Source organism: Xanthomonas sp. NCPPB 1128 (assembly GCF_001043115.1).
Lineage (GTDB): Bacteria > Pseudomonadota > Gammaproteobacteria > Xanthomonadales > Xanthomonadaceae > Xanthomonas_A.
Genome location: NZ_LFME01000012.1, coordinates 70,256 through 82,528, shown reverse-complemented (window position 1 = coordinate 82,528; position 12,273 = coordinate 70,256). Strand labels below are relative to the sequence as shown.

The following is a 12,273-nucleotide window of genomic DNA, read 5'->3' as shown; positions in this document are numbered from 1 at the left end:
CCGGATGCGCGGACAGGCGCAGGCCGGTCACCTCCCGGTGTCGCAACCATCGGCGGCGCATGTGCCGGTGTTGTTCGCGCAGGTCCTGGACGGGCTGCAGGTGATCGAAAACGGAATCTATCTGGATGGCACGTTCGGGCGTGGCGGACACGCGCGCGGGGTGCTGCACAAACTCGGCCCAGGAGGCCGGCTGCTGGTGATGGACAAGGACCCCGAGGCGATCGCCGAAGCCGAACATGCGTTCGGCGGCGACGCGCGCGTGTCCATCCATCGCGGCAGCTTCGCCGAACTGGGCCAGTGGGACGCTGCCGTTGCCCTGGACGGGGTGCTGTTCGACCTGGGTGTGTCCTCGCCGCAGCTGGACGTGGCCGAACGCGGCTTCTCCTTCGGCAAGGACGGCCCGCTGGACATGCGCATGGACCCGGAGGCCGGCGAGAGCGCGGCGCAGTGGCTGGCGCGCGCCGACGAGCGCGAGATCGCCGACGTGCTGTGGACCTACGGCGAAGAGCGGCAGAGCCGGCGCATCGCCCGCGGCATCGTCGCCCGCCGCGAGAAGCAGCCGCTGACCCGCACCGCCGAACTGGCCGACCTGATCGCCGGGGTGATGCCGCGCGGCGACAGCAAGACCCACCCGGCCACGCGCAGCTTCCAGGCGATCCGCATCCACATCAACCGCGAACTGGCCGATCTGGAGACCGGCCTGGACGCGGCACTGGCCCGGCTCAAGCCCGGCGGCCGCCTGGCGGTGATCAGCTTCCACTCGCTGGAAGACCGCATCGTCAAGCAGTTCATGCAGCGCCATGCCAAGGCCCCGCCGAGCAACCGCCGCCTGCCCGAGGCCAGCCCCTTCGTGCCGACCCTGCGCCTGCACGGCGGCGCGATCAAGGCCGACGCCGACGAACTGGCGGTGAACCCGCGCGCGCGCAGCGCGGTGCTGCGGGTGGCTGAGAAGCTGGGAGTGGGGAGTGGGGATTCGGGATTCGCCGAGCGCTCCTCTCCAATCCCGAATCCCGAATCTCGAATCCCGGCGTCTCCGCAAGGAGACGCCCAGTGAGCCGGCTTCTGCTGATCGTGCTGCTCGCCTGCACCATCGCCTCGGCGATCGGGGTGGTGTACATGCGCCATCGCCATCGCCAGTTGTTCGTAGAGCTGTCGCGGCTAGAGCACAATCGCGACGAGCTGAACATCGAGTTCGGCCGGCTGCAGCTGGAGCAGGCGACCTGGGCCGAGAGCAATCGCGTCGACCAGGTCGCGCGCGAGCGGCTGGGGATGAAGTTCCCCGAGACCGGTGACATCGTGGTGGTGCGTCCGTGAACAAGAGCGGCCGTAATCGCCCCCGCAGCAACTTCAACCTGCGCGGCCGCCTGGTGCTGGTCGGCGCGGCGCTGGGCCTGTGCTCGGTGACTCTGATCGGCCGCGCGGCCTACGTGCAGCTGATCAACAGCGATTTCTACCAGCGCCAGGGCGAGGCGCGCTATCTGCGCGAACTGCCGATCGCCACCTCGCGCGGCATGATCACCGACCGCAACGGCGAGCCGCTGGCGGTGTCCACGCCGGTGGAGTCGATCTGGGTCAATCCGCAGGAACTGCTGCGCAGCCCGGACCGCATCCCGCAGCTGGCGCAGGCGCTGGAACTGCCGGTCGACGAACTCACCGCCAAGCTGTCGCAGAAGGCGGACAAGGAGTTCATGTACCTCAAGCGCCGGATCAATCCGGACAAGGCTCATGCGGTGGTCGCGCTGGGCATCCCCGGCGTGTTCTCGCAGCGCGAATTCCGCCGCTTCTACCCGCAGGGCGAAGCGATGGCGCACGTGCTGGGCTTCACCAACATCGACGACCGCGGCCAGGAAGGGCTGGAACTGGCGTTCGATGCCTGGCTGCGCGGCAAGCCGGGCGCCAAGCGGGTGATCCGCGACCGCAAGGGCGCGATCGTCGAGAGCATCGACCTGGTCAAGCCGGCGCAGCCGGGCAAGGACCTGACCCTGAGCATCGACCGCCGCATCCAGTTCCTGGCCTACAAGGAACTGCGCAATGCGCTGGTCGAGAACAAGGCCGCCGGCGGCTCGATCGTGATCATGGACGTGGCCACCGGCGAGATCCTGGCCATGGTCAACCTGCCGACCTACAACCCCAATGCGGTCAACGGGGTCAACCCGGACGTGCGCCGCAACCGCGCGGTCACCGACCTGGTCGAGCCGGGTTCGACGATGAAGCCGCTGACCATCTCCACCGCGCTCAAGGCCGGGGTGGTGACCAAGGACACGCTGATCGACACCAACCCCGGCTTCATGTCCGTGGGCCGTTTCACCATCAAGGACGTGCCGCGCAACAACGGCGTGCTGACCGTGACCGGGGTGATCACCCGCAGCTCCAACATCGGCGCGGCGAAGATCGCGGCCAAGCTGCCGGACCAGACCTTCTACGACCAGGTCCACAGCTACGGCTACGGCAGCTCCCCGCACAGCGGCTTCCCTGGCGAATCGGCCGGCGTGTTCCCGTCGCCGGCGCGCTGGAGCGGTTCGTCCAAGACCACCATGTCCTACGGCTACGGCCTGTCGGTGACGCCGCTGCAGATCGCCCGCGCCTACTGCGCGCTGGGCAACGGCGGGCGCCTGGTGACCCCGACCTTCGTCAAGGGCCAGCACGAGGACAGCAAGCAGGTGCTGGACCCGGCGATCTCCAAGGAAGTGGTGGCGATGATGGAGACGGTGGTCACCCAGGGCGGCGCCAAGGGCGCGGCGATCCTGGGCTACCACGTCGCCGGCAAGACCGGTACCGCGCGCAAGGCCGGCCCCGGCGGCTACGAGCGCGGCCACTACAACGCGCTGTTCGCGGGCCTGGTGCCGGCGAGCAACCCGCGCTTCGCCACGGTCATCGTGATCAACGACCCGCAAGGCGCCAAGTACTACGGCGGCCTGGTCTCGGCGCCGGTGTTCCACAACGTGATGGAAGGCGCGCTGCGGCTGATGGACGTGCCGCCGGACGACATCCAGTCGTGGCTGGCCGCGCAGGCCGCCGGCAAGAGCGGCCATGCGCTGCCGCCGGCGCCGGTGGAGCCGGATCCGGCGACCGTGCCCGACGCCGCCGCCGAAGTCGATGCCGCGCTGCCCAGCGCGCGCGCCGTGGCGCCGCCGGCGCCGGCCGCGTTGCCGGCACCGCTGCAGGAGACCCGCCAGTGACCCGCGCGATGTCGCTGTCGCAACTGCTGCCGGGCGTGGCGCTGGCGCACGACGTGCAGGTGTCCGGGCTGGTCATGGACAGCCGCGCGGTGCGCCCGGGCGATGCCTTCGTGGCGATCGCCGGGTTCGGCGCGCACGGACTGGGCTTCGTCGAACAGGCGCGCGCCAACGGCGCGGTCGCGGTGCTGTACGACCCGCCGGCCCCGGCCGAGCTGCCGGCACCGGCCGATGCGATCGCGGTGCCGGGCCTGCGCGCGCGCATGGGCGCGATGGCCGACCAGTTCCACGGCCATCCGTCGCAGACCATGACCATGGTCGGCGTCACCGGCACCAACGGCAAGACTTCCACGGTGCAACTGCTGGCGCAGGCCTGGCATCTGCTGGGCACGCGCAGCGGCAGCATTGGCACGCTCGGCGCCGGCCTGTACGGGCAGGTGCAGCCGACCGGCTTCACCACGCCGCTGGTGCTGCCGCTGCACGCGCTGCTGGCGCAGCTGCGCGACGCCGGCGCGCAGGCGGTGGCGATGGAAGTCAGCTCGCACGCGCTCGACCAAGGCCGCGTGGACGCTGTGCATTTCGACGTGGCGGTGTTCACCAATCTCACCCGCGACCATCTCGACTACCACGGCGACATGGCCGGCTACGGCGCGGCCAAGGCGCGCCTGTTCGCCACGCCCGGGCTGAAGTCGGCGGTGATCAACCTGGACGACGCCTTCGGCCGCGAACTGCTGGGCACGCTGGATCCGGCGCTGCGCCGCATCGCGGTCAGCTCGCGCGGCCAGGACGGCGCCGAGGTGCGTGCCGAGGCGCTGCGCCTGGACGCGCGCGGCATCGGCTTCACCCTGGCGATCGGCGAGGAGCGGCATCCGCTGCAGTCGCCATTGCTGGGCCGTTTCAACGTCGACAATCTGCTGGCCGTGGCCGGCGCGCTGCACGCGTTGGACGTGGCGCCGGTGCGCATCGCCGCCACCCTGGCGCAACTGCAGCCGATCCGCGGGCGCATGAACCGGCTCGGCGGCAACGGCGCGCAGCCGCTGGTGGTGGTCGACTACGCACACACCCCCGACGCGCTGGAGCAGGCGCTGCAGAGCCTGCGCGCGCACGCGCAGGGCCGCATCACCTGCGTGTTCGGCTGCGGCGGCGAACGTGATACCGGCAAGCGCCCGCAGATGGCGGCGATCGCGCAGCGCCTGGCCGAGCGCGTGGTGGTCACCGACGACAACCCGCGCGGCGAGGACGGCGACCGCATCGTTGCCGACATCCTGGCCGGCTTCGACGGCATGCAGGCGGTGCATGTGCAGCGCGACCGCGCGCAGGCGATCGCCATGGCAGTGGCCGACGCCGGCGCCGAGGACATCGTGCTGATCGCCGGCAAGGGCCACGAGCCCTACCAGGAGATCGCCGGCGTGCGGCATGCGTTCGACGACACCGAGGTCGCCGCGCAGGCCTTGCGCACGCATGCGGCGGAGGTGGCCCGATGAAGCGCCTGCCGTTGTCGATGATCGCGCACTGGGCCGGCGCCGAGCTGCATGGCGACGACGTGGCGATCGATGCGATCAGCCACGACACCCGCAGCCTGGCCGCCGGCAGCCTGTACGTGGCGCTGCGCGGCGAGCGTTTCGACGGCCACGCCTTCGTCGCCGACGCCGCCGCGCGCGGCGCCAGCGCGCTGCTGGTGGAGCGCGTGCAGCCGCAGATCGAACTGCCGCAGATCGTCGCCGCCGACACCCAGCTGGCGCTGGCGCGGATCGCCGCCGGCATGCAGCGTGGCCGTGCCACCCGCGTGGCCGCGATCACCGGCAGCAACGGCAAGACCAGCGTCAAGGCGCTGCTGCTGGCGATCCTGCAGCATGCCTGCCGCCTCGATGGCGGCAGCGTCTACGCCAACCCCGGCAACCGCAACAACGAGATCGGCCTGCCGCTGGCGGTGATCGAGGCGCCGGACGACGCCGACTACGCGATCTACGAGATGGGCGCCGGCAAGCCGGGCGACATCGCCTATCTCACCGACATCGCGCCGCCGCAGGTGTCGCTGGTCAACAACATCGCCGCCGCGCACCTGGAGCGCATGGGCAGCCTGCTCGGCGTGGCGCAGACCAAGGGCGCGATCTACACCGCGCTGCCGGCCGACGGCACCGCGGTGATCAATGCCGACGACGCCTTCGGCCTGTGGTTCGAGCAGCGCCTGGCGACGGCCGAGGCGCGGCCGCAGGTGCTGCGCTTCGGCCTGCAGCCGGGCGCCGAGGTCGGTGCCGCGCAGGTGCGCATGGCCGCCGACCGCACCCAGTTCGTGCTGACCACCCCGCGCGGCGACGTCGAGGCGACGCTGCCGCTGCCGGGCCGGCACAACCTGCTCAACGCCCTGGCCGCCGCCGCGCTGGCGCTGGCGCTGGACGTGGCGCCGGCGCGCATCGCCGCCGGCCTGGCGCAGGTGCAGCCGGTGCCGGGCCGGCAGATCACCCACACGCTGCCCAACGGCGCGGTGCTGATCGACGACAGCTACAACGCGAATCCCGGCTCCCTGGCCGCGGCGATCGATGCCCTGGCCGCGGCCGGCGGCGAGCGCTGGCTGGTGCTGGGCGACATGCGCGAACTCGGCGCCGGCGCCGAGGCGCTGCACGCCAGCGGCGGGCGCCGCGCGCGCGATGCCGGGCTGACCCGGCTGTACGCGCTCGGCCCGCTCAGCGCCCACGCCGCGCAGGCGTTCGGCGAGAACGGCCGGGTGTTCGACAGCCATGCGGCGCTGATCGAGGCGTTGCAGCGCGATCTGGCGGCCGTGGCCGCGACGCGGGACACGCAGAATCAAGAGCAGGAATCGAAGCAGATGCATCAGAACACCGGCGCGCCGTCCGTTGGCGCGCTCCAGCCGGCCCCGGCCACGCTCCTCGTCAAGGGCTCGCGCGGCAGCGCCATGGACACCGTCGTGCGCGCGCTGCTGAACCAGGCACAGGAGGCGCCGCATGCTGCTTGAACTCGCACGCTGGCTGCAGCAGCTCGAAAGCATGTTCGGGCTGTTCGGCTATCTGACCTTCCGCGGCATCCTCGCGGCGCTGACCTCGCTGTTCCTGTCGCTGTGGCTGGGCCCGGCGGTGATCCGCAAGCTGGCGCAGTTCAAGGGCGGCCAGCCGATCCGCCAGGACGGCCCGCAGACCCACTTCTCCAAGGCCGGCACCCCGACCATGGGCGGCTCGCTGATCCTGCTGACCGTGCTGCTGTCGGTGCTGCTGTGGGGCGATCTGCGCAACCGCTACGTGTGGCTGGTGCTGGCGGTGATGCTGGCGTTCGGCGTGATCGGCTGGTACGACGACTGGATCAAGATCGTGCGCCGCGACCCGAACGGCCTGAAGTCGCGCTGGAAGTACCTGCTGCAGTCGATCTTCGGCCTGGCCGCGGGCCTGTTCCTGTACTACACCGCCGACGTGCCGGCGGCGATCACCTTCTACATCCCGATGTTCAAGTCGATCGCGCTGCCGCTGGCCGGGATCAGCTTCGTCGCCATCGCCTACTTCTGGATCGTCGGCTTCTCCAACGCGGTCAACCTGACCGACGGCCTGGACGGCCTGGCAATCATGCCGACGGTGCTGGTGGCCTGCGCGCTGGGCGTGTTCGCCTACGCCTCGGGCAACGCGGTGTTCTCGGCCTACCTGAAGATCCCGACCATTCCCGGCGCCGGCGAGCTGATCATCATCTGCGCGGCGATCGCCGGCGCAGGCCTGGGCTTTCTGTGGTTCAACACCTACCCGGCGATGGTGTTCATGGGCGACATCGGCGCGCTTGCGCTGGGCGCGGTGCTGGGCACCATCGCGGTGATTGTGCGCCAGGAGCTGGTGCTGGTGATCATGGGCGGCGTGTTCGTTATCGAGACCCTGTCGGTGATGATCCAGGTCGCCTCGTTCAAGCTCACCGGCAAGCGCGTGTTCCGCATGGCGCCGATCCACCACCACTTCGAACTGAAGGGCTGGCCGGAGCCGCGGGTGATCGTGCGTTTCTGGATCATTTCGGTGGTGCTGGTGCTGGTCGGCCTGGCCACGTTGAAGGTGCGCTGATGAACGACGCCGCCCGCCAAGCGACCCGCCTGGAGGCCATCGGTGGCCGCTACGACCCGTGGCTGCTCGGCGCCGCGGTGGCGCTGGCGTCGCTGGGCGTGGTCATGGTCGGCTCCAGCTCGATCGAGCTGACCACCAGCCCGTTCTACTACCTGAGCCGCCATCTGCTGTTCCTGGCCGGCGGTGTCGGCCTGGCGATCTGGGCGATGCGCACCGAGCTGAAGAACATCGAGCAGTACAACCAGTTGCTGCTGCTGGCCTGCTTCGGCCTGCTGCTGGTGGTGTTCGTGCCCGGCCTGGGCAGCACCGTCAACGGCGCGCGGCGCTGGATCAACCTGGGCATCTCGCGCTTCCAGACCGTGGAAGCGGTGAAGGTGTTGTACATCGTGTGGCTGTCCAGCTACCTGGTGCGCTTCCGCGACGAGGTCAACGCGACCTGGCCGGCGATGCTCAAGCCGCTGGGCGTGGCGGTGGCGCTGGTCGGCCTGCTGCTGCTGCAGCCGGACTTCGGCTCGTCCACGCTGTTGCTGGCGATCACCGCCGGCATGCTGGTGCTGGGCGGGGTGAACCTGCCGCGCATGTCGATGCCGATCGTGATCGGCCTGCCGGTGTTCGCCTTCATCGCGATCCTCGAACCATACCGCCTGCGCCGCATCACCTCCTTCCTCGATCCGTGGGCCGACCAGCTCGGCTCCGGCTACCAGCTGTCCAATGCGTTGATGGCGGTGGGCCGCGGCGAACTGTTCGGGGTCGGCCTGGGCGGCTCGGTGCAGAAGCTCAACTACCTGCCGGAAGCGCATACCGACTTCATCTTCTCGGTCATTGCCGAGGAATTGGGCTTCGTCGGCGTGTGCCTGATCATCTCGCTGTACGCGCTGCTGGTCGGCCGCGCGTTCTGGCTGGGCATGCGCTGCGTGGAGATGAAACGCCACTTCTCCGGCTACATCGCCTTCGGCATCGGCCTGTGGATCAGCCTGCAGAGCTTCGTCTCGGTCGGCGTGAACTTGGGCATCCTGCCGACCAAGGGCCTGACCCTGCCGCTGATCTCCGCCGGTGGTTCCAGCGTGCTGATGACCTGCGTGGCGATGGGCCTGCTGCTGCGCGTGTCCTACGAACTCAACCGCGCCGAGCGCCAGGTGGCGCTGGTGCGCAGCGACGCGGCGATGCCGGTCAAGCAGACTGTGGACAACGCCGAGGACCTGCACGCCGCGCGCGAGGCCAGCGCCAGCGCGGTCGCCGCGGCGATCCAGGGCGGCGCGCCGGGGCGCGGCACCAGCCGCATGCAGCCACGCGTCGAGCCCACCTTCGGGAGGCTCGGATGAGCGCGTCGGCGTCCGTCTCCGCTGCTGCCGCCACCGCGCCGGTGATGATCCTCGCCGGCGGCACCGGCGGCCATATCTTCCCCGCGCTGGCCGTGGCCAAGGTGCTGCGCGCGCGCGGCGTGCCGGTGGTGTGGCTGGGCGCGGCCGGGCGCATGGAAACGCGGCTGGTGCCGGAACACGGCATCGAGCTGGACACCATCGAGATCGGCGGATTGCGCGGCAAGGGCGCGCTGGCTCTGTTCGGCGCGCCGGTGCGGGTGATGCGCGCCGTGCGCGCCGCCGGCTTCGTGCTGCGCCGGCGTGCGCCGCGCGCGGTGATCAGCTTCGGCGGCTTCGCGGCCGGTCCCGGCGGCCTGGCCGCGCGCCTGCTCAAGCTGCCGCTGCTGGTGCACGAACAGAACCGTGCGCCGGGCCTGACCAACAAGGTGCTGGCGCGGGTCGCGCGGCGCGTGCTGACCGGCTTCCCCGGCAGCTTCGCCACGCGCGAGGAAGCGGTGGGCAACCCGGTGCGCGCCGAGATCGCTGCGCTGGCGCCGCCGGCGCAGCGCCTGGCCGCGCGCCACGGCGCGCCGCGGCTGCTGGTGCTGGGCGGCAGCCAGGGCGCACGCGTGCTCAACCAGGCATTGCCGCAGGCGTTGGCCGCGCTCGGCGTGGCCGTCGAGGTGCGCCACCAGTGCGGCGAAGCGCTGCGCGAGGAAGCCGCGCGCGCCTATGCCGACGCCGGCGTCGCCGCCAGCGTCGAAGCCTTCATCGGCGACATGGCCGGCGCCTACGCCTGGGCCGACCTGGTGGTGTGCCGCGCCGGCGCCTCGACCCTGGCCGAGCTGTGCGCGGTTGGCATCGGCAGCGTGCTGGTGCCGTTCGCCGCCGCCGTCGACGACCACCAGACCCGCAACGCCGAATACCTGGTCGAGCGCGGCGCCGCCGTGCTGCTGAAGCAGGACGACGCCCTGGCCGACCACCTGCAGCGCGTCCTGCGCGACCTGCTGGCGCAGCCCGCCCAGCGCCTGGCCATGGCCGAGGCCGCACGCCAGCTGGCCAAGCCGGATGCGGCCGAACGCATTGCGGACATCGTGCTCGAAGAGGCCGGGAGTCGGGATTCGGGATTGGGGATTGGTAAAAAGCAGGAGCACAAGCAGGACACCATGCAGACATCCGTACAGGGCGATGCGCCGCGGCAACAGGCCGTCGGCGACGCCGCGAATCCCGAATCCCTAATGCCGAATCCCGGCACCTCCGCAGGAGGTGCCCTGTGATCCGCCGTCTCCACGACACCGGCGATCTGGTGCGCGCGTTCCCGCGCGTGCACTTCGTCGGCATCGGCGGCACCGGCATGAGCGGCATCGCCGAGGTCATGCTGACCCTGGGCTACGAGGTCTCCGGCTCGGACAACGCCGACAACGCCGCCACCCAGCGCCTGGTCAAGCTCGGTGCGCGGGTGATGCGCGGGCACTCGGCCGCCAACGTGCTCGGCACCGATTGCGTGGTGGTGTCCAGCGCGATCCGCGAGGACAATCCGGAACTGATGGAAGCGCGCAGCCAGCGCATTCCGATCATGCCGCGCGCGGCGATGCTGGCCGAGCTGATGCGCTTCCGCCGCGGCATCGCGGTGGCCGGCACCCACGGCAAGACCACCACCACCAGCCTGGCCGCGGCGGTGCTCAGCGAAGGCGGGCTGGACCCGACCTTCGTGATCGGCGGGCAGCTGCTCGCCGCCGGCGCCAACGCCAAGCTCGGCGGCGGCCAGTGGCTGGTGGCCGAGGCCGACGAGAGCGACGGCAGCTTCCTGCGCCTGAATCCGCTGATCTCGGTCATCACCAACATCGATGCCGATCACCTGGAGAACTACGGCAACGACTTCGCCCGCGTCCAGGCGGCGTTCGCCGAGTTCCTGCAGCGCCTGCCGTTCTACGGCCTGGCGGTGCTGTGCATCGACGATCCGGAAGTGGCTGCGCTGGCGGCGAAGACGCCGCGCCACGTGATGAGCTATGGCCTCAGCGAGAATGCCGACGTGCGCGCCGAGGACGTGGTCCAGGACGGCCCGCGCATGCGCTTCACCCTGCGCCTGCCGGAAGGCAGCAGCATTCCGGTGACCCTGGCGCTGCCGGGCCGCCACAACGTGCTCAACGCGCTCGCCGCCGCCGCCATCGGCTGGCAGCTCGGCGTGGCCCCGGAGGCGATCGCCAGCGCGCTGCAGAGCTTCGCCGGCATCGGCCGCCGCTTCAACGACCTGGGCGAAGTGACCACCGCCGCCGGCGCACGCGTGCGCCTGGTCGACGACTACGGCCACCATCCGCGCGAGCTGGCCGCGGTGTTCGCCGCCGCCCGTGGCGGCTGGCCGGACAAGCGCCTGGTGGTCGCGTTCCAGCCGCATCGCTACAGCCGCACCCGCGACCAGTTCGACGCCTTTGCCGCGGTGCTGTCGGAAGTGGACGCGCTGGTGCTCAGCGAGGTCTACCCGGCCGGCGAGGCGCCGATCCCGGGCGCCGACGCGCGCTCGCTGGCGCGTGCGATCCGCGCGCGCGGCCGCAGTGAGCCGGTGGTGGTCGGCCAAGTCGGCGAACTCGACAGTGTGCTGCCCGACGTGCTGCAGGACGGCGACCTGCTGCTGATGATGGGCGCGGGCGACATCGGCTACGTCGCCCAGCACATCGCCCAGCATGGCTTCGCCGGCGGAGCGGACGCATGAGCGCGCAGACCCTGCCGCCGCCGCGCATCACCGACCCGGCCGCGTTCGGTCGCGTCGCCGTGCTGCTCGGCGGCACGTCCAGTGAGCGCGAGGTGTCGCTGAACTCCGGCGCCAACGTGCTCGAGGCGCTGCGCAGCCGCGGCGTCGACGCGCAGCCGGTGGACGGCATTCCCGCCTTGCTCGAGCGCATCCGCGCCGGCGAGGTCGATCGTGTGTTCAACATCCTGCACGGCGGCGACGGCGAGAACGGCGTGCTGCAGGGCCTGCTGCGCGCGCTGCAGGTGCCGTTCACCGGCCCCGACGTGCTCGGCAGCGCGTTGACCCTGGACAAGATCCGCACCAAGCAGGTGTGGATCGCCGCCGGCCTGCCGACTCCCGGCTTCGCCCGCATCGACGCCCAGGCCGACCTGGCTGCGGCCGCCGCCGCGCTGGGCTACCCGCTGTTCGTCAAGCCGGCCTGCGAAGGCTCCAGCGTCGGCGTGTTCCGCGTGCTGGCCGAGGCCGACCTGGCGCCGGTGCGCGCCTTCGCCGCCGACTACCGCGGCGAACTGCTGATGGAGCAGATGGTGCAGGGCGAGGAATACACCGTCGGCATCCTTGGCGACATCGCGCTGCCGTCGATCCGCATCGTGCCCGCCGGCGACTGGTACGACTACCACGCCAAGTACATCGCCGAGGACACCCAGTACCTGTGCCCGGGCATGGAGGGCGAGGACGAGACCCGGATCCGCCAGCTCGCGCTGCAGGCCTTCGCCGCCGCCGGTTGCAGCGGCTGGGGCCGCGTCGACGTGATGCGCGACCGCGTGCGCGGCCTGCAACTGATCGAGGTCAACACCGCCCCGGGCATGACCAGCCATTCGCTGGTGCCCAAGGCCGCGGCGCAGCTCGGCGTGGACTTCGCCGGCCTGTGCTGGCGCATCCTGGAGCAGACGCTGTGAAGCCGGGATTGGGGATTCGGGATTGGGGATTCGCAGGAGCGGCGCTGCGCGCTGCCGGCGCGATCTGCTGTGCGCATTGCGCCAATCCCGAATGCCCAA

The 12,273-nt window shown here is 71.1% G+C and carries 10 protein-coding genes; all 10 read left to right on the top strand.

The window, feature by feature from the left end; genetic code table 11:
- Positions 1-4: 4 nt before the first annotated feature.
- The 10 genes from rsmH to ACP93_RS09855 are packed head-to-tail and all read left to right on the top strand — an operon-like array spanning position 5 to position 12,174.
- A complete protein-coding gene (gene rsmH, locus ACP93_RS09900; protein ID WP_048490521.1) occupies positions 5-1,054 on the top strand; it encodes a 16S rRNA (cytosine(1402)-N(4))-methyltransferase RsmH in 1,050 nt (349 codons plus the stop codon).
- The gene (ftsL, locus tag ACP93_RS09895) at positions 1,051-1,314 is read left to right on the top strand and encodes a cell division protein FtsL (RefSeq protein ID WP_009576670.1); all 264 of its coding nucleotides are present in this window, start codon (positions 1,051-1,053) and stop codon (positions 1,312-1,314) included. Before rsmH ends, ftsL begins: the two co-directional genes overlap by 4 nt.
- Positions 1,311-3,179, top strand: coding sequence for a peptidoglycan D,D-transpeptidase FtsI family protein (locus tag ACP93_RS09890; RefSeq protein WP_048490520.1), 1,869 nt, complete (start codon positions 1,311-1,313; stop codon positions 3,177-3,179). The genes ftsL and ACP93_RS09890 overlap by 4 nt, the downstream gene beginning before the upstream one ends.
- Positions 3,176-4,660 (top strand): UDP-N-acetylmuramoyl-L-alanyl-D-glutamate--2,6-diaminopimelate ligase, encoded by a 1,485-nt coding sequence (locus ACP93_RS09885; RefSeq protein WP_053069721.1) that lies wholly within the window; start codon positions 3,176-3,178, stop codon positions 4,658-4,660. Before ACP93_RS09890 ends, ACP93_RS09885 begins: the two co-directional genes overlap by 4 nt.
- A complete protein-coding gene (gene murF, locus ACP93_RS09880) occupies positions 4,657-6,150 on the top strand; it encodes a UDP-N-acetylmuramoyl-tripeptide--D-alanyl-D-alanine ligase (protein ID WP_048490519.1) in 1,494 nt (497 codons plus the stop codon). The genes ACP93_RS09885 and murF overlap by 4 nt, the downstream gene beginning before the upstream one ends.
- Complete coding sequence (mraY, locus tag ACP93_RS09875) at positions 6,140-7,225, top strand: phospho-N-acetylmuramoyl-pentapeptide-transferase (RefSeq protein WP_010344435.1); 1,086 nt, start codon at positions 6,140-6,142, stop codon at positions 7,223-7,225. The genes murF and mraY overlap by 11 nt, the downstream gene beginning before the upstream one ends.
- Complete coding sequence (gene ftsW / locus ACP93_RS09870; RefSeq protein ID WP_048490518.1) at positions 7,225-8,547, top strand: putative lipid II flippase FtsW; 1,323 nt, start codon at positions 7,225-7,227, stop codon at positions 8,545-8,547. The genes mraY and ftsW overlap by 1 nt, the downstream gene beginning before the upstream one ends.
- Positions 8,544-9,803, top strand: a complete 1,260-nt coding sequence (gene murG / locus ACP93_RS09865) for an undecaprenyldiphospho-muramoylpentapeptide beta-N-acetylglucosaminyltransferase (protein ID WP_048490517.1) — start codon at positions 8,544-8,546, stop codon at positions 9,801-9,803. Before ftsW ends, murG begins: the two co-directional genes overlap by 4 nt.
- Positions 9,800-11,236: a UDP-N-acetylmuramate--L-alanine ligase gene (murC, locus tag ACP93_RS09860; protein WP_048490516.1), complete on the top strand. Its 1,437-nt coding sequence runs from the start codon at positions 9,800-9,802 to the stop codon at positions 11,234-11,236. The genes murG and murC overlap by 4 nt, the downstream gene beginning before the upstream one ends.
- A complete protein-coding gene (locus ACP93_RS09855; RefSeq protein WP_048490515.1) occupies positions 11,233-12,174 on the top strand; it encodes a D-alanine--D-alanine ligase in 942 nt (313 codons plus the stop codon). The genes murC and ACP93_RS09855 overlap by 4 nt, the downstream gene beginning before the upstream one ends.
- Positions 12,175-12,273: the final 99 nt, after the last annotated feature.

What these genes read in the sequence shown, in the direction of transcription:
- rsmH (WP_048490521.1), top strand. Translation starts at nt 5, where the DNA reads ATGCGCGGACAGGCGCAGGCCGGTCACCTCCCGGTGTCGCAACCATCG.
- murF (WP_048490519.1), top strand. Translation starts at nt 4,657, where the DNA reads ATGAAGCGCCTGCCGTTGTCGATGATCGCGCACTGGGCCGGCGCCGAG.
- mraY (WP_010344435.1), top strand. Translation starts at nt 6,140, where the DNA reads ATGCTGCTTGAACTCGCACGCTGGCTGCAGCAGCTCGAAAGCATGTTC.
- ftsW (WP_048490518.1), top strand. Translation starts at nt 7,225, where the DNA reads ATGAACGACGCCGCCCGCCAAGCGACCCGCCTGGAGGCCATCGGTGGC.
- murG (WP_048490517.1), top strand. Translation starts at nt 8,544, where the DNA reads ATGAGCGCGTCGGCGTCCGTCTCCGCTGCTGCCGCCACCGCGCCGGTG.
- ACP93_RS09855 (WP_048490515.1), top strand. Translation starts at nt 11,233, where the DNA reads ATGAGCGCGCAGACCCTGCCGCCGCCGCGCATCACCGACCCGGCCGCG.